15 protein-coding genes are annotated in these 16,731 nt (G+C 59.9%); 11 read left to right on the forward strand and 4 right to left on the reverse strand.

Annotated features, from left to right (window positions below; all coding sequences use genetic code 11):
* Positions 1-177 precede the first annotated feature (177 nt).
* From DW899_RS09935 to ffh, 5 genes are read left to right on the forward strand one after another with little or no spacing between them, the layout of a single operon-like run.
* Entirely contained in the window at positions 178-420 is a 243-nt protein-coding gene (locus DW899_RS09935) for an acyl carrier protein (RefSeq protein WP_117800943.1), read from the forward strand.
* A gap of 3 nt (positions 421-423) precedes the next feature.
* Positions 424-1,149, forward strand: a complete 726-nt coding sequence (rnc, locus tag DW899_RS09940) for a ribonuclease III (RefSeq protein ID WP_117629289.1) — start codon at positions 424-426, stop codon at positions 1,147-1,149.
* A 10-nt stretch (positions 1,150-1,159) separates the two neighbouring features.
* Positions 1,160-4,696, forward strand: coding sequence for a chromosome segregation protein SMC (gene smc / locus DW899_RS09945; RefSeq protein ID WP_117800945.1), 3,537 nt, complete (start codon positions 1,160-1,162; stop codon positions 4,694-4,696).
* Positions 4,696-5,613 (forward strand): signal recognition particle-docking protein FtsY, encoded by a 918-nt coding sequence (gene ftsY / locus DW899_RS09950; RefSeq protein WP_117564147.1) that lies wholly within the window; start codon positions 4,696-4,698, stop codon positions 5,611-5,613. Before smc ends, ftsY begins: the two co-directional genes overlap by 1 nt.
* A 10-nt stretch (positions 5,614-5,623) precedes the next feature.
* The gene (gene ffh / locus DW899_RS09955) at positions 5,624-7,099 is read left to right on the forward strand and encodes a signal recognition particle protein (RefSeq protein ID WP_117776292.1); all 1,476 of its coding nucleotides are present in this window, start codon (positions 5,624-5,626) and stop codon (positions 7,097-7,099) included.
* 119 nt (positions 7,100-7,218) lie between these two features.
* Here ffh and DW899_RS09960 read toward each other — a convergent pair whose 3' ends face one another.
* Complete coding sequence (locus tag DW899_RS09960) at positions 7,219-7,983, reverse strand: DUF134 domain-containing protein (RefSeq protein ID WP_117776291.1); 765 nt, start codon at positions 7,981-7,983, stop codon at positions 7,219-7,221.
* Between the two features lie 166 nt (positions 7,984-8,149).
* On the opposite strand from DW899_RS09960, the gene thyA reads away from it, so the two are divergent.
* The 4 genes from thyA (at position 8,150) to DW899_RS09980 (ending at position 12,025) form a co-directional block, all read left to right on the forward strand.
* Positions 8,150-8,998 (forward strand): thymidylate synthase, encoded by an 849-nt coding sequence (gene thyA, locus DW899_RS09965; RefSeq protein ID WP_117800948.1) that lies wholly within the window; start codon positions 8,150-8,152, stop codon positions 8,996-8,998.
* A 9-nt stretch (positions 8,999-9,007) separates the two neighbouring features.
* A complete protein-coding gene (locus tag DW899_RS09970; RefSeq protein ID WP_117776289.1) occupies positions 9,008-9,526 on the forward strand; it encodes a dihydrofolate reductase in 519 nt (172 codons plus the stop codon).
* Between the two features lie 109 nt (positions 9,527-9,635).
* A complete protein-coding gene (locus DW899_RS09975) occupies positions 9,636-10,550 on the forward strand; it encodes an RNA methyltransferase (protein ID WP_117800951.1) in 915 nt (304 codons plus the stop codon).
* Between the two features lie 125 nt (positions 10,551-10,675).
* Entirely contained in the window at positions 10,676-12,025 is a 1,350-nt protein-coding gene (locus tag DW899_RS09980) for an MATE family efflux transporter (RefSeq protein ID WP_117800953.1), read from the forward strand.
* Between the two features lie 22 nt (positions 12,026-12,047).
* Here the strand turns inward: DW899_RS09980 and DW899_RS09985 are convergent, their stop codons facing one another.
* The gene (locus DW899_RS09985) at positions 12,048-12,533 is read right to left on the reverse strand and encodes a cob(I)yrinic acid a,c-diamide adenosyltransferase (protein WP_117800956.1); all 486 of its coding nucleotides are present in this window, start codon (positions 12,531-12,533) and stop codon (positions 12,048-12,050) included.
* A 92-nt stretch (positions 12,534-12,625) separates the two neighbouring features.
* Here DW899_RS09985 and ftsH point away from each other — a divergent pair, with 92 nt between their 5' ends.
* On the forward strand, positions 12,626-14,518 hold the full coding sequence (ftsH, locus tag DW899_RS09990) for an ATP-dependent zinc metalloprotease FtsH (RefSeq protein WP_187364973.1): 1,893 nt from the start codon (positions 12,626-12,628) through the stop codon (positions 14,516-14,518).
* Positions 14,519-14,599: 81 nt separating this feature from the next.
* Positions 14,600-15,061 carry a DUF523 domain-containing protein gene (locus tag DW899_RS09995; RefSeq protein ID WP_117800959.1) on the forward strand — a complete coding sequence of 154 codons (462 nt, stop codon included), beginning with the start codon at positions 14,600-14,602 and terminating at the stop codon, positions 15,059-15,061.
* 551 nt (positions 15,062-15,612) lie between these two features.
* On the opposite strand, the gene DW899_RS10005 is transcribed toward DW899_RS09995, so the two are convergent.
* A complete protein-coding gene (locus DW899_RS10005; RefSeq protein WP_117583435.1) occupies positions 15,613-16,215 on the reverse strand; it encodes a Type 1 glutamine amidotransferase-like domain-containing protein in 603 nt (200 codons plus the stop codon).
* Between the two features lie 187 nt (positions 16,216-16,402).
* The coding region (locus DW899_RS10820; protein ID WP_233539964.1) for a hypothetical protein at positions 16,403-16,731 on the reverse strand (329 nt) is incomplete at its 5' end.

Consider the following 16,731-nt stretch of genomic DNA (forward strand, 5'->3'; position numbering starts at 1 on the left):
GATGAATGTGGGAGGTGTTCGGATAAAGTTGATAATCAAGGATCGTTTTATAAGAGCGAGTTAGAGCGCTGTTATGTGCCTCGCGGCGCACGTCGTGGGGTAGAATCAAAACCGTGTCTTGGTGCCGCCCGCGCGGTGCCAATCTTTTGGTATTCATGCACTATGAGAGGAAGCGCTATGGACCGCTCCGAAATCTTCGACAAGATCGCCGAGGTCGCTGCTGACGTTCTGGGCGTCGATGTTGCCGAAATTAGCGATGAGACCACCTTTGACGACCTCGATGCCAACTCGCTCGAGCGCCTGCAACTTGTTACGGCTATCGAGGACGAGTTCAATCTCGAGATTGATGATGAGACCTTGCTCTCGCTCAACTCTGTCGCCGACGCCGTCGACGCGATCGAAAACGCCAAGGAGGCCTAAGTCTTGGCTTTGTCTGAACGACTCACGCGCGCCCAGGAGATCCTGGGCCATGAGTTCAATAATAAGGTGCTGCTGCGCGCGGCGCTCACACATCCCTCGGCCGTCGAGGGACAGCCGGTTTCTGCCAGCTATGAGCGCCTTGAGTTTTTGGGCGATTCCATTTTGGGCGCCGTGGTGGCCCGTTCGCTCTTTGAGTCCTATCCCGAGTTTGACGAGGGCAAGCTCACGCGCCTGAAGGTGTCCCTTGTCTCGGGCGCCACGCTGTCCGAGGTGTCGCACGAGCTGGGTATCGACGACATCATCATCTTTGGTGCCTCCGAGACCGGCACCGGCGCGCGTGGCCTGCACTCGGCGCTCGAGAACGTCTACGAGTCGCTCGTGGGCGCGCTGTATCTGGATGCCGGCTGGGATGCTGCGGCGGAGTTTATCCATCGTACGCTCAAGCCGCACCTGGCTTCCGAGCGTGCCGAGCACCCTGCGAACCCCAAGTCGTTCTTGCAGGAGTGCGTGCAGGCAGACGGCCACGAGCCTCCCGCGTATAAGCTGGTCGGCTCCGAGGGCCCCGCGCATGCGCCCACCTTTACCGCTGTGGTGCTCATCGACGGTATTCGCCAGGGCCGCGGCACCGGTTCCTCCAAGAAGGAGGCCGAGGGGGCCGCTGCGCTCGAGGCGCTCGACCGCATGGGCTACACCACCAACGGCGTGATTCTTAACAAGAAGCCTGTTTAAGCGAGGAACCGTGTATCTCAAGTCCCTCACGCTCAAAGGGTTCAAGTCGTTTGCCGACCGTGCCCATATGTCATTTGAGCCGGGCCTGACCGTTATCGTCGGTCCCAATGGCTCGGGAAAATCGAACATCTCCGACTCGATTCTGTGGGTCCTGGGCGAGCAGAGCGCCAAGCAGCTGCGCGGCCAGGCCATGGAGGACGTCATCTTCTCGGGATCGTCGGCGCGCAAGCCGGTGGGTGTCGCCGAGGTCACGCTGGTGCTCGATAACTCGGACCATATGTTGCCTGTCGACTTTGATGAGGTCGCCATCACCCGTCGTATGTATCGCTCGGGCGAAAGCGAATACCTCATCAACTCGAGCCCGTGCCGCCTGATGGACATTCAGGACATCTTGCACGATTCGGGCCTGGGCAAGGATACGCATTCCATCATCAGCCAGGGCAAGCTCGATGCCATTTTGCAGAGCCGCCCCGAGGAGCGCCGCGCCCTGATCGAGGAGGCTGCCGGCATCTCCAAGCACAAGCGCCGCAAGGAGCGTGCGCTCAAAAAGATTAAATCGATGGACGAGCACCTGACCCGTGCCCGCGATATCAATAAGGAGATCGCCCGTCAGCTGCGGCCGCTGGAGCGTCAGGTCGATCGCGCACGCAAGTATAAAGAGCTGTCCTCGCGCGCGAACGAGCTTACGCAGATGCTGGCCGTCGACGAGCTTCGTTCGCTGCAGTCGCAGTGGAACGACCTGGAGAGTCGCTCCAAGGAGGGCGCTGCCGAGCTTGAGCTTGCGCAGTTCCGCCTGGGCGAAAAGGAGCGCGAGCTCGAGAAGCTCCAGGTCATGCTTGAGGAAAAGGGCCTGTTTGTGGGCGATCTGGGCGAGCAGCGCCGTCATATGCAAGACGTGGTCGGCCGCATTAACTCCGATATGCGCCTGCTCGAGGAAAAAGGCCACAACATGGTGTCGCGCCTGTCCGACATGCGCGGCCAGATCTCGAGCTCCGAACATCAGCGCCGTCGCGTGGTCGAGGAGCTCGAGGATGCACGTGCCCAGCTTGAGGAAGTGACCGGTGCGCACATGCAGGCCCAGGACGACGTTGACGCCGCCGGACCTGCCGCCGCCGAGCTCCACGAGCGTCGCGTTGCGCTCGACAACCAGATTTCGCAGCTTACGCGCGAACAGCGCGATGTCCAGCGTGTGGCCGATAACGCCGCGCTCAAGCTTGCCAAGGTGAAGGACTCGCTGAGTAACGCCGAGGTCGAGGATAACATGTACGCCTCGCGCCTGGAGCAGATCGACGAGCAGCTCGAGGAGGTCACGGCCTCGCTCGAGAGCCGTCGCGACCGCGCTGAGGAGCTCGAAGGCGCGCTCGATCAGGCTCGCCAAGCCCAGGTCGATGCGCGCGAGGCCACCGAGGTCGCCCGTGCGGCGTTGAAGGACTTGCGTGATCGCGAGAGCGAGGCGCGCAACAAACTGTCCGAGGTTCGCTCTGAGCTCGCGAGCCAAAAGAAGCTCGATGCTCGCATGGCCGATAGCTCGCCGCTGGTGAGCCGTCTGATGGGCGCACTGGGCGATGATGTCTCGGGTCGTCTGGGCGACGTGCTCGAGGCCCCTCGTGAGCTCGAGGGCCTGGTCGAGCAGCTGCTTGCCGGCGATATCGATGCCCTATTGTTTGATGACACTGCCACGCTTGAGCGCGCCGGTCGTGCGGCTCTGGACCAAAAGAAGGCTTCTGGCGAGGCGCTGCTGGTGGCGCGCGGCGTGAGCGGCGGTGCTGCTGCTAAGGGTGCTGCCGGTTCGCGTCTGGTCGATCGTCTGTCCGTGCGCTCCGGTTATGGTCCGGTTGTCGAGGCCCTGCTCGGCGGCTATTACGTGGTCGATGACTTGGCAGCCGCGCTAGCCGCGCCTGTCGTTGACGGCGTGACCTATGTGACGCCCGATGGCGCCCGCGTGAGCTGTGGCGGTCTGGTGCGCGTGGGGCTCGATGCCGGCGAGGCTTCGGGTGCCCTGGAGCGCAAACGTCGTATTCGTGAGTTGGAGGGCCTGGAGCCCGATCTGGCTGCCGTGTTTGAGCATGTGTCGGATCAGGTCGTCGAGGCCAATGCGGCCGTCGAGGAGGCGCGTGCCGCTGAGGGCGATGCCGCCGGCGAGATTGCCCGTCTTGAGGGCGAGCGCCGCTCGCTACTCTCCGAGATCGGCCGCCTGGAGCAAAGCGCCAACAATGCCGAGGTCGAACGAGTGCGCATTTCCAAGCGCCGCGAGCAGGCCGCCGAGGCCGTTCACGCTGCGCGTCCGCGCGTTGACGAGCTCACCCGTTCGCGTGACGAGGCCCGCGCGCAGGTAAGCGACCTGGGTCTCCAGATTGCCGAAGCCAATGACGAGCTCGACCGCGTGCGCCGTGACGATTCCGAGGCCGCCGGTAAGCTCGCCGACGCTAAGGTACGCCTGGCTCAGACGAGCGAGCGCCTGCGTTCGCTGAAGGGCCGCGTGCCCGATCTTGAGCATCGTATGGAGGGTATCGACCGTCGTATCCGCGGGACGCGTCAGGCCTCGCGCTCGCTCGAGCTGCTGCGCCTTCGCGTCGATCCCATGCACGAGCGCTATTCGGCCCTGCTGGAGCGCGCGTCGGATTGGGCTGCGCGCCTGCGCGACCAGGCGTCGCTCGAGGAGGCGGACTCGGCCTCGCTCAAGAAGACCATCGAGGACGCCAAGACCGAGGTCGCCCGCGCCAAAGAGCGGGTCGATGTTGCCGCCACGACGCAAAATGAGTTCAAGGTGGCGCGCGGCAAGCTCGAGGTACAGGTCGAGGCTGCCATCAAGGCCATCACCGCCGATGGCACCACGGTGCTCGAGGAAGCGCTCATGCTTCCTGCGCCTACCGACCGCGACGCCGCCGAGCGCGAGCTCAACCAGCTCGTGCGCCAGATCAACAACCTGGGCCCTGTGAACCAAGTCGCCATGGAGGAGTACGAGCAGCTCAAGCGCCGTGCCGATTACATCGAGGAGCAACTTGCCGATCTGGAGAGCGCGCGCAAGGCGCTTACCAAGATCACCGTGGCGATCGATCGCAAGATGCGCAAGGCGTTCCTAGTGACGTTTGAGAAGGTTGATGCGAACTTCCGCGAGATCTTCGCCATGCTCTTCCCGGGCGGCCAGGCACATTTGGAGATGACCGACCCCGAGCATCCGGCCGAGACGGGCATCGAGGTCGTGGCGCAGCCGCGCGGCAAGCGCATCACCAAGATGATGCTCATGTCGGGCGGCGAGAAGAGCCTGACGGCGCTCGCCCTGCTCTTTGCCGTATACCGTACGCGCACGGTGCCGTTCTATGTGCTGGACGAGGTCGAGGCGGCACTCGACGACGCCAACCTGTCCAAGCTCATCGGCGCCCTCGATGTGCTGCGTTCCGATACGCAGCTCTTGGTAATCTCGCATCAGCGCCGTACTATGGAGGATGCTGACGTTCTCTATGGCGTCTCGATGCAAGCCGACGGCGTCAGTCGCGTCGTCTCGCAAAAACTCGATCGCGAAACCGGAAAGGTCGTGAATGCATAATGGGATTCTTTGATGCACTCTCGCGCGGACTTGAGCGCAGCCGCGAGGCCCTCAACGAGGTCTTCTACTTTGGCGGCGAGGTCGACGAGGATTTTTGGGAGGATCTTGAGGACACCCTCGTCATGGGTGACATGGGTGCCGAGGTCGCCATTCAGGTCTCCGATGACCTGCGCGACGCCGCGGCCAAGAAGAACCTCAAGACCGCCCCGCAGCTTCGCCGCGCCCTGGCCGAGCAGCTCGAGGGCCATTTTGTGCCTGTTGAGCGCGATCCGTTTTCCGATACGCCGAGCTGTGTGCTGTTTGTCGGCATCAACGGCGCCGGCAAGACCACCACGGTCGGCAAGATTGCAAGCGCCATGGCCGCCCGCGGCAAGAACGTGGTGATCGGTTCGGCCGACACCTTCCGCGCCGCCGCCATCGAGCAGCTCGATGTGTGGGGCCAGCGTGCCGGCGTACCGGTTATCAAGCGTGACCGCGGCTCCGATCCGGCGAGCGTGTGCTATGACGTGCTCGACGAGGCCGATAAGCGCGGCAGCGACCTGGTGCTCATCGATACCGCCGGCCGTCTGCACACGAGCCCCGAGCTCATGCGCGAGCTCGCCAAGGTGGTCAACGTGACGCGTAAGCGCGCCGCCAATATGGCCGCCGGCCCCATGCCCGTCTCGGTCGTGCTTGTAATCGATGCCGCCACTGGCCAGAACGGTCTGAACCAGGCGCTCGAGTTTAACGAGGCGCTGGGCCTGGACGGTATTATCATGACTAAGCTCGACGGCACGGCTAAGGGCGGTATCGCCATGGCCGTGGCCGAGAAGCTCAAGCTCCCGATCCTGCGCATCGGCGTGGGCGAGCAGGTCGATGACCTGCAGGAGTTTAACGCCAAAGATTTCTGCCGCGCCCTGGTGGGCGAGTCCAACTAAGGAGTAACCAGTGTTTGATTCCCTGAGCGATCGCCTCAACGACACATTTGACCGCCTGCGCGGCAAGGGTAAGCTGACCGAGGCCGATATTACTTCGGCCATGCGCGATATTCGCATGGCACTGCTCGAGGCCGACGTTAACTTTAAGGTCGTCAAGGAGTTCGTCGCCAAGACCAAGGAGCGCTGCATGACCGCCGAGGTCATGGAGTCGCTGTCGCCGGCGCAAAACGTCGTCAAGATCGTGCTCGACGAGCTCACCGAGATGCTTGGCTCAACCGAGAGCAAGCTCGTCTTTAGCAACCGCATTCCCAATGTCATCATGCTCGTGGGCCTGCAGGGCTCCGGTAAGACCACGGCGGCCGTGAAACTGGCCTACCTGCTCAAGAAGCAGGGCCGCTCGCCGCTGCTCGCCGCGTGCGACGTCTACCGTCCCGCCGCTGCCGACCAGCTGGCCACGCTCGGTGGCGAGATCGGCGTGCCGGTCTTCCGCGGTGACGGAGCGCACCCGATCGACATCGCAAAGGGCGCCATCCAGGAGGCCGTCGACCACCTGCGTGACGTGGTCATCGTCGATACCGCCGGTCGTCTTCAGATCGACGAGCAGATGATGCAGGAGGCGGTCGACATCAAGAAGGCCGTCAAGCCCGACCAGGTGCTGATGGTCGTCGATGCCATGACCGGCCAGGACATCGTCAACGTCGTCTCGACCTTCGCCGAGCGCACTGACTTTGACGGCGTGATCATCTCCAAGCTCGACGGTGACGCCCGTGGCGGCGGCGCACTTTCGGTGCGCCAGGTGACCGGCAAGCCCATCAAGTTCGTGAGCATGGGCGAGAAGCCCGACTCGCTGGAGCCGTTTTACCCGGACCGCATGGCCAAGCGCATCTTGGGTATGGGCGATGTCGTCGGCATCATCGAGAAGGCCCAGGAGGCCGCCGATGCCGAGCAGCTCGAGGCTGCCGAGCGTATGCTGCGCGAGGGCTTCACCATGAACGATATGCTCGACCAGATGAAGGCCGTCAAGAAGATGGGCGGCATGAAGGGCATTCTGGGCATGCTCCCCGGTGGTCAGCGTGCACTCAACCAGATGGGCGGCAACCTGGACGAGGGCATCTTCGATAAGAACGAGGCCATCATCATGTCGATGACCAAGGAGGAGCGCCTGCGCCCCTCTATCATCAACGGCCAGCGCCGCGCCCGCATTGCCAAGGGAGCCGGCGTAACCCCCACCGAGGTCAACAGCCTTATGAAGCAGTGGGGCGAGATGAATAAGATGATGGGCCGCATGCGCACAATGGCCAATCAGGCGCAGGCCGGCGGCAAAAAGGGAAAAAAGGGAAAGAAGGGCAAGAAGATACGCATGCCCAATATCCCTGGCCTGGACGCTATGGGTCTGGGCGGCATGGGCGGCCTGGGTACGGGCGGTCCCAAGTCCGATATGGAGCTGCTGCGCCAGATGGAAGCGCAGATGCGTAATAACAAATAGAGCTGTAATTCCAGCTTGATATGGCAAAGGCCACTCGGAAGCTACCGGGTGGCCTTTGTTGTTGGCTTTGATTGTTGGGTTGCGTTCAGCGTCGCGCCCCGAGGTCGCGTGTCGTGCCGTTAGTGGCAGCTGCAACCCTCGTGACCCTCGTGCTCGTGGTGGCCGTGGCAGCCGCAGGAATCGCCATGCTCGTGGGTGTGCTCGTGGTCGTGGCCGTGGCAACTGCACGTGGCCTCGCCGTTCTGTGCGAGCGTGCCGGCGATAAGGGCCTTGACGCAAGCGTCGCAGCTGCCTTGGGCACCTGCGTATACCGTGATGCCGGCTTGGGCAAGCGCGTTGATAGCGCCACCGCCGATGCCGCCGCAGATGAGCGTGTCCACGCCGCCGTTGGCGAGCAGGCCCGCAAGGGCACCGTGGCCGGTGCCGCCGGTGCCCACGACCTGCTCGTTGAGCACCTTGCCGTCCTGAATGTCGTAGATCTTGAACTGCTCACTGCGGCCAAAGTGCATAAAGATGTTGCCGTTGTCATACGTGGTTGCCACTCTCATGGTACCGATCTCCTTTGCTGGCCATACGGCCGTCGTTGTGGTGATGGGGGAGTACGCGATATTGCCGCCTTCGATGATGAGCGCCCGACCATTGACCAACGCGTTTGCCACCTTGCGATGCGCTCGGCTGCAAATAGCCGCCACCGTGGCACGGGCAATGCCCATGTGCTGTGCGGCTGCCTCTTGGTTAAGGCCTTCCAGGTCGCACAGCCGCAGGACTTCGAGCTCGTCGACCGTCATATCGATGGCGTTTCCGCTGGCAAGGCCGTCGGGGGTGAAGCCGCGGTATTCGGGGATGATCCCGACGCGGCGCAGTTTCTCGCGTCTTCCTGCCATGTGCACTCCTTATCTGATATATGTCAACAATAGAATAACGCGTGTGCTCCGCAGAGCAAGGTATTTTTGGCATATGTCAGAAAATGAGGGCTTATGTTTGGGCTGTGGGGCCGCATGCGCCTGGGCTACAATGAATCTCGCTTATAGGCGACTGACAGGAGGGTCAATGAGCAAGGCTGATCAACAGTTTGTAACCATGTGCCGCGATATTCTGGACCATGGCACCACCACCGAGGGCCAAAAGGTCCGCCCGGTGTGGGAGGATGGCACCCCTGCCTATACCATTAAAAACTTTGGTGTCACGGCACGCTATGACCTGCGTGAGGAGTTTCCGGCGCTTACCCTGCGTCGTACGGCCCTCAAATCTGCCATGGATGAGATCCTATGGATCTATCAAAAGAAGTCCAATAACGTGCATGATCTCAACAGTCATATTTGGGATGAGTGGGCCGACGAGACTGGCTCCATCGGCAAGGCCTACGGGTATCAGATTGGTCAGAAGAGCCATTATACCGAGGGTGACTTCGATCAGATGGACCGTGTGCTGTACGACCTTAAGAACACGCCGTACAGCCGCCGCATTATGACGAATACCTACGTGTTTAGCGACCTGTCCGAGATGCACCTGTATCCGTGCGCCTACAGCGTGACGTATAACGTGACGCAGCGCCCGCAGGATGATAAACCGACGCTCAACATGATTCTCAACCAGCGCAGCCAGGACATTTTGGCTGCGAACAACTGGAATGTGTGCCAGTACGCCATTTTGCTGATGATGGTCGCGCAGTCGGTCGATATGATTCCCGGCGAGTTGCTGCATGTGATCGCCGATGCCCACATTTACGACCGTCATGTCGATATCGTCCGCGAGCTTATCGAGCGTCCGCAGTTTGCCGCGCCTAAGGTATCGCTTAACCCCGATGTGCATGACTTCTATGCGTTTACGACCGACGACCTGATTGTCGAGGGCTATGAGCACGGCCCGCAGGTCAAGAACATCCCCATTGCGGTGTAGGTGACGCGCATGACGTGTAAGCTTTCTGCCATTGTCGCCGTGTGCGATGACTGGGGTATTGGGTGCGAGGGCGACATGGTGGTGTCCAACCGTGCCGACATGCGTCATTTTGTGGCATGCACCAAGGGTTGCCCGGTCATTATGGGACGCAAGACGCTGCTGAGTTTTCCCGGCGGGCGTCCGCTCAAGAACCGTCGTAATATCGTGCTCACGCGCGATGAGGACTTTGCTCCCGAGGGCGTCGACGTGGTGCATAGCGTCGACGAAGCGCTCACCGCGGTAGCCGATGAGCCCGTTGCGTGGGTGATCGGTGGCGGCGAGGTGTATCGGCAGTTTTTGCCGTATTGCGCCGAGGCCGAGGTTACGCATAACCATTGCGTGCATGACGTGGATACGTACTTTCCCGATCTGGATGCCGATCCCGCGTGGGAGATTGCGTGGCGTGGCGGTGTTGCCACGATTGCCTCGGGCGAGGGCGACGAGGGTGTCGATTATGAGTTCGTAACGTATCGTCGCGTTGAGGCGTAAATCGTCCGGCGTGAACGGTATCATCGGATTGTTTGAATGCATGGGGCGGCGCTTAGCGTCGCCTCGTTTGGTATAGATGTGCTGTAAAGAAGGGTGCGGGCTGGCTGCTATGACTGATGCCGTTGAGGTGCTGCGAATCGATTCGCTCGAGGACGAGCGGCTCGATGCCTACGTGCGACTGACCGAGCGCGAGCTGCGCTGCGTGCTGGAGCCGCAAAAGGGCATCTTTATCGCCGAGAGTGCCAAGGTCATCGAGCGCGCGGTTCGCGCCGGATACGAGCCGGTGAGCTTTCTTTTGGGCGAGCGCTGGCTCGACCAGATGATGCCGCTGTTTGAGCGCCTGGCGGTACGCGAGGGCGCGGGTCCGGTTCCCGTGTTCGTTGCCTCGATGGAGCTTATGGAGCGTCTGACGGGTTTTAACGTGACGCGCGGTGCGCTCGCGGCATTTCGTCGCCCGCGACAGATTCCGGTTGATGAGTTCTTGGGCGGCGTCGTCGAGGCGGCGGGGGAGCGCCCGGTGCGCGTGTGCGTGCTCGAGGGCATTGTCGACCATACCAATGTGGGCGCAATATTCCGCTCGGCGGCCGCGCTCAACGTTGACGGCATTTTGGTCAGTCCTACGTGTTGTGATCCGCTGTATCGTCGTTCGGCCCGCGTGAGCATGGGCACGGTGTTCCAGGTGCCCTGGACACGCATTGGCAGCGAAGCGCGCGTATGGCCGCATGATGGGCTGGCGGTGCTACACGATGCCGGCTTTTCGTGTGCCGCTATGGCGTTGACGGATGATTCGGTGTCGCTGGACGATCCCGCGCTCCAGGAGATTGACCGCCTGGCAATCTTTATGGGCACCGAGGGTGCTGGCTTGGGCGCCAAGACCATTGCAGGCTGCGACCGCGCCGTGCGTATTCCGATGGCGCATGGGGTCGATTCACTCAACGTGGCCGCGGCAAGCGCTGTTGCCTTTTGGCAGCTGTGCCCGCATGTGAGCAACGAGTACCACTACCAGCCGGGGCTGTATCACTAGGCAGATAGTTAGCACCGGGCTCTGGTTCGGGGCGTTTCGGCCGACGTCGGTCGGTGCTAAGCTGGTATTGGCTTTGGTCTTAAATTGCCGTTTTGTTGTTTGACGTACGCTGGTGGGGAGGGCGTGTGGCTAAGAAATCTACGGCTATCGATGTAACGCAGGGTGTCATTTGGCAACAGCTGCTGTCGCTGTGCGTCCCTATCTTCTTTAGCTCGTTTTTTCAGCAGGCTTACACGCTTATTGGTACGTATATCGTCGGCCAGTTTGGCGGCAAGCTCGCGCTGGGTGGCATTCAAGCCACGATGGTGCTCACCGAGCTCTGCATTGGCTTTTGCGTTGGCGTTGGCGCTGGCTGCGCGGTCATTACCGGTCAGTATTTTGGTCAGCACGATGATGAGCGATTGAGTCGTTCGGTCCATACGGCCATGACGCTCGCGCTGGTGGGCGGTATCGTTTTCTCGATTCTTGGCATAGTGTTCGTTGAGCCCATGCTGGTACTTATGAACACGCCGCATGAACTATTGGCCGAGGGCGTGGCCTATGCTCGTTGCTATTTTGCCGCCATGGTTGCGGCGCTGCTGCTCAATATGGGAACGGCGCTGCTGCGCGCCGTGGGCGACACACGCGGTCCTGCTGTGATCATTGCTTCCGGCTGCCTTGTTAATGCGGTGCTGGATGTCATCTTCGTTGCCGTGCTTCATATGGAGGCTCTGGGCTGCGGCATCGCGGTGGCGCTGACCATTTGCTCCAACGCCACGATGATCGTGATTCGTATGATGCACGCTCCGGGTGCGTGGCGGCTTTCACTGTCCAAACTCTGCATTGATCCTGGCATTTGTAAGAGCATGATCTCGTGTGGTCTGCCGCTTGGCTTTCAGTCTGCTGCGTATTCGATTTCCAACGTTTTGATTCAGGTGTCGGTCAACTCGTTTGGTGCCGATGTCACCACGGCGTGGGGTCTTTCGGGCCGTTTGGATGGCATTGTCTGGATGGTTACCGAGGCGCTTGGCGTTTCGATCACCACGTTCTCGGCACAGAACTTTGGCGCGCGCAACTACGAGCGCATGCGCAAGGGCTACCATACGTCGCTTGTGCTGTCGTTTATGCTCATTGGTGGCCTGTCTGCCGTGCTACTGGTGTTCTCGGGTCCGTTGTCGCGTCTGTTTGTCGACGATGCTTCGATTTCGGCCTACACCACGACGATTCTTCATTTCATCGCGCCGTTCTACGCGATCTTCTCGATTATCGAAAACGCGTCCGGCTCCATCCGCGGCGCTGGCGTGAGCTTCCAGCCTATGATGCTCACGATTTTTGGCACCGTCGTGCTCCGCGTGGCGTGGGTGTTCGCGATTATGCCGCTCGACCCCTCGCTCGAGCATCTGCTGCTGGTCTACCCCATGACCTGGGTAATCACCGCCGCGATGTTCACCGTCTACCATCACAGCGGCAACTGGCTCGGTCGCGCCACCGCCTAGTCATTGGGGACGTCCGCAATGACTAGTATTCGATGCCTTGGCGAGCTAGGAGGCCTTCGTCGAAGTAGTGTTTGACGGGGCGCATTTCGGTTACCAGGTCGGCAAGGTCGGCGAGGGGCAGCAAGCCCCGGCCGGTGAGCACGAGCTCCGTGGTGGTTGGTTTCATCGCGATCAACGCTTCGACATCTTCGCGCGTCACAAAGCCGCGGCGCATGGCTTCTCCCAGCTCATCCAAGATCAGCACGTCGACCTGGCTAATCTGCTCGCGTGCGAGCTCCATGATCTGCGCGGCGCAAGTCTCGGGCGTGTCGCGGTCGGCTTGTACGATCCGTAGCCCCAATCGAGGAGCTGCGTCATGTTCGGCGCAGTGCAGCTTCTTGGCAAACTGAAGCATGAGCACGTTAAGTCCATAGCCCGTGGCACGCAGCGCGAGCCCCAGCGCAGCCGTCGTCTTGCCCTTGCCGTCGCCCGTATAGATTTGAACCTTGCCGACTTCCAGTGATGCCATCTCTGTCCTTTCGTGCCCGGCGTCGGTTTATCGCCGTTCGGGTTGGGTATTCTAGATAGCATTATCAACCCCAGTAGATGGAGTTCAAGCAGATGGAGATGGATGACAACAAACGTAGACGGAATATGATCCTCTACGTGCTCATCGCCTTCGTCGTCTACCTCGTGCTCTCGACCGTTCTGTTCCCCAACATCGGTCACACGCAGCAGATTACGAAGACCGATTACTCGACGTTTGTCAAAGCGCTCGATAAGAAGAGCGTCGACAAGGTCGAGTACAACACGGACGATTACACGATTTATTACACCAAGAAGGGCGAGGACGAGAATATCGCCTACAAGACGACCGGTGTGCCGAATGACGCGGGCTTTACCGATCGCGTGCTTGAGTCCGGTGCTTCGCTTGAGTCGGTCGTTCCCGATAAGAACTCGGGCCTGATGACCTACTACCTGCTCACCCTCATTCTTCCCATGGTGATTTTCTTCCTGATTGGCTGGTGGCTCAACCGCCGCATGAAGAAGGCCATGGGTGATGACGGTCCGTCGATGAACTTTGGCGGCGGTGGTTTTGGCGGCGGTGGACTGGGCAAGTCCGGCGCGCGCGTGATCGCCTCCAAGGACGTGGGCGTGACCTTTAAGGATGTCGCCGGCCAGGAAGAGGCCAAGGAGTCCCTCAAGGAGGTCGTCGACTTTCTGGAGAAGCCGCAACGCTACGAGGAGATCGGCGCCAAACTGCCACGCGGCGCTCTCCTTGTCGGCCCTCCGGGTACCGGTAAAACCCTGCTCGCCAAGGCTGTGGCCGGCGAGGCGGGCGTGCCGTTCTTTAGTATTTCTGGTTCTGAGTTTGTTGAGATGTTTGTCGGCCGCGGCGCCGCTAAGGTTCGCGACCTGTTTAAGCAGGCCAAGGAAAAGGCCCCGTGCATCGTCTTTATCGACGAGATCGATACCATCGGCAAGAAGCGCGATGGCGGCGGCTTTAGTGGCAACGACGAGCGCGAGCAGACGCTCAATCAGCTGCTGACCGAGATGGATGGATTCGATAACCACAAGGGTATCGTCGTCCTCGCTGCGACCAACCGTCCCGACAGCCTTGATCCGGCCCTACTGCGCCCCGGCCGCTTCGACCGCCGCATCCCCGTTGAGCTGCCCGACCTGACCGGTCGCAAGAATATCCTTGAACTGCACGCCAAGAGCGTGAAGACGCAGCCGCCGATCGACCTGACCGCGATCGCCCGCGCCACGCCTGGCGCCTCGGGTGCCGACCTGGCCAACATCATCAACGAGGGCGCCCTGCGCGCCGTCCGCGAGGGTCGCAAGCGCGCGACTCAGGATGACTTTGAGGAGTCGGTGGAGGTCGTCATCGCCGGCCAGCAGCGTAAGTCCACGGTGCTGTCCGATCACGAGAAACAGGTCGTGTCCTATCACGAGATCGGCCATGCCATCGTTGCCGCCCGCCAGAAGGGTTCTGCGCCGGTTACGAAGATCACCATCGTGCCGCGTACGAGCGGTGCTCTGGGCTACACCATGCAGGTCGAGGAGGACGAGCGCTTCCTGACCACGCGCCAGGAGGTCTTGGACAAGCTCGCCGTCTATTGCGGCGGACGTGCTGCCGAGGAGCTCATCTTTGGTGAGATGACGACCGGCGCTGCCAACGATATCGAGCAGGCCACCAAGCTCGCTCGCAACATGGTGACGCGCTTTGGTATGTCGGAAGAGTTTGGCATGATGGCGCTCGGTACCGTTCAGAATGCGTACCTCAACCAGGACACGTCGCTCACCTGTGCCCCCGGTACGGCCGAGCGCGTCGACGCGATCGTCGCCAAGCTGATTGAGGATGCGCACGACCGCGCCCTGCAGATCCTCAAGGAGAACAAGTTTAAGCTCCATGAGCTGGCTCGTTATCTGTACAAGAAGGAGACGATCACGGGCGAGGAGTTCATGAATCTCCTCACGCGCGAGAATCCACTGATGCCAAAGCAGCAGTAAAGCCGCGGCCGAGCCAGTAAACGCCGACGCCCCATTTGAGCAGCTTTCTCAAATGGGGCGTTTTGCTTGAGAGGGATGGAAATGAAGATCGTGGTAAGCGCCTGTTTGATGGGCGAGAGCTGCAAGTATAACGGGCTCGACAATTACCACCGCGCGTTGGTCGAGGCTTGCGAGCGTACGGGGACCGAGGTGCTCCTCGTATGCCCCGAGGTTTTTGGCGGTCTGCCCACGCCGCGCGACCCGTCCGAGATCGTGGGCTGTGAGGTTCGCACCCGCGAGGGCGTGTCGGTTGATCGCGAGTTTCGCCATGGTGCCCAACGCGCGCTCGATATGTGCGAGCACTTTGGCGGCCCGTCCGAGATCGCTGCGTGCATCTTGCAGGACCGTAGTCCCTCGTGCGGCGCGGGCCGCATCTACGACGGAACATTCAGCGGCACCCTTACAGCGGGCAACGGCGTTTTCGTCGATCTGTTGCTGCGTCACGGGTACCGTGTGATTCCGGCTAGCGAGTTCGATCCCAGCATGCTGGAGCATTGTCCATAGCACTCGAACCCAACACTTCCTCACGGGTGACCGTTTTGGCATCATCCGTGAAGTTGATATTGAGTACGACCCGGTCATCAAAGACGTAGACCGAGTTGACAGGCGCCGTACCCAGGCAGCCCCTCCCCGCGGCCCTCGCGCAGGAACGCGCACGCGGCCTTCCCGTCTCTTGCGCCCCTCCCGGAACTGTCCACATCAGTGTAGCCAATCCAGTCCGCAAAGGGCTGCAGCCCGGACAACGCGGCGATGGAGGGCTTCTTCGGCCTGCTCAAGAAGGAGTTCTGGCACGGCCGGGACTGGTCGGACTGGACCCCCCGCCCGCTTCATCGAGGAGCTCGGGGGCTGGATCGGTCGATATAATACGGAGAGGCGCAGCGATGCGCTCGGTGGCCGCACGCCGGCTGAGTTCCGCTCCGCGCTGGGAAGGGCCGCGTGACGGTCCATGAAATCATCCGCAGTCCCCATTCTTGCCCCTTTGGGACAGCTTCTTGTTGGGGCGTGCCTGCCCCAAACCCTGCTAGGAACGAGTACAGCTAACTGGAATTTTCAAATTAGTCTTTGCAAATTACCTTTGAACCTTCACCATCAATTACAATTCCCTGACGGTTGTTAATTGGGCATAGATTCAAATCCGAAAACTCAGCCATTATTTTCTCGGTAACTTTCTTAAATGGTGCTGTGAGATAATGCGGAAGAACATAGAAATCAATCAAATTAAGCCCTGAATCATCTTCTTGTGAGTAGTCCTCCGGCATTTCATCCATTTGCTCGATATATTGGATGCTTGGAGCGCATACAATCGCACCTGCCGATTCACCAATCATCAGTTTTCCCTTTGCCAATTCTTTCTTCAACAGCTCATCCGTTCCCGTTTTACGGAGCTGGTCTATAAGGAAAAAAGAATTTCCGCCGGTAAAATAGATCACATCCGCATCTTCAAAAAGAGACTGTATCGTTGAATAAGCCTCCGTTGAAATATCAATTTCAGTTACGATTGCTCCCAACTTTTTGAATAATTTTCGAGCCGAGCCGACATAACCGGTGTAGCCTTCACGCAGCGAAGCTGTTGGAATAAATGCGACTTTTTTATTTTCAATTTCTTCCTTTATCAGACTTCCTACACTTGAAAAGTGAGAACATAAAAACAGTTTCATCAATATTCTCCTTTATATATAAATTCTTATTTGTTGAACTAAGCCGTGTATACCATACTCTCCAATGATAGAACGCCCTGATATAGCGAAATTTTGCCGTTTTCCAGCGTACGTGCGTACACGCTCCACAGGAATTCTAAGGGGCCTGCCCCCTTAGCACACGGACTTTGGAATAAAGTCTAGTGTTTTACGCCTTGCCAGAGGTGTACAGGCTCTCGGTATGCACGTACGAAGCAATTGCCATCAATGCCCCATATAAGTGGCGATCAAGTTCGCATAAAGCGACCTTGATCCCGCAAAACAAAAGGCAGGATACCATCACCACGATGATGCCCTGCCTCTGTTCGTTCCTGTTTACCGTTCCGAGTAGTCCTTCCGCAGAATTTCCGATAAACAAAAAACGTACCCGAACCCTTTCTCGTAAAGAATCGGGTTCGAGTACGAACTGAATGCTGGAGCAATAAAAAACCACCAGAAAGGTGCCTGTGAACTGCGCCCCGAAACTTGGACTGAATA

Source organism: Collinsella sp. AM41-2BH, assembly GCF_003468085.1.
Classification (GTDB): domain Bacteria; phylum Actinomycetota; class Coriobacteriia; order Coriobacteriales; family Coriobacteriaceae; genus Collinsella.

Coding starts and splice junctions, on each gene's coding strand:
- DW899_RS09935 (WP_117800943.1), top strand. CDS start 178: ATGGACCGCTCCGAAATCTTCGACAAGATCGCCGAGGTCGCTGCTGAC.
- ftsY (WP_117564147.1), top strand. CDS start 4,696: ATGGGATTCTTTGATGCACTCTCGCGCGGACTTGAGCGCAGCCGCGAG.
- DW899_RS09960 (WP_117776291.1), bottom strand. CDS start 7,983: ATGGCAGGAAGACGCGAGAAACTGCGCCGCGTCGGGATCATCCCCGAA.
- thyA (WP_117800948.1), top strand. CDS start 8,150: ATGAGCAAGGCTGATCAACAGTTTGTAACCATGTGCCGCGATATTCTG.
- DW899_RS09970 (WP_117776289.1), top strand. CDS start 9,008: ATGACGTGTAAGCTTTCTGCCATTGTCGCCGTGTGCGATGACTGGGGT.
- DW899_RS09975 (WP_117800951.1), top strand. CDS start 9,636: ATGACTGATGCCGTTGAGGTGCTGCGAATCGATTCGCTCGAGGACGAG.
- DW899_RS09985 (WP_117800956.1), bottom strand. CDS start 12,533: ATGGCATCACTGGAAGTCGGCAAGGTTCAAATCTATACGGGCGACGGC.
- ftsH (WP_187364973.1), top strand. CDS start 12,626: ATGGAGATGGATGACAACAAACGTAGACGGAATATGATCCTCTACGTG.
- DW899_RS09995 (WP_117800959.1), top strand. CDS start 14,600: ATGAAGATCGTGGTAAGCGCCTGTTTGATGGGCGAGAGCTGCAAGTAT.
- DW899_RS10005 (WP_117583435.1), bottom strand. CDS start 16,215: ATGAAACTGTTTTTATGTTCTCACTTTTCAAGTGTAGGAAGTCTGATA.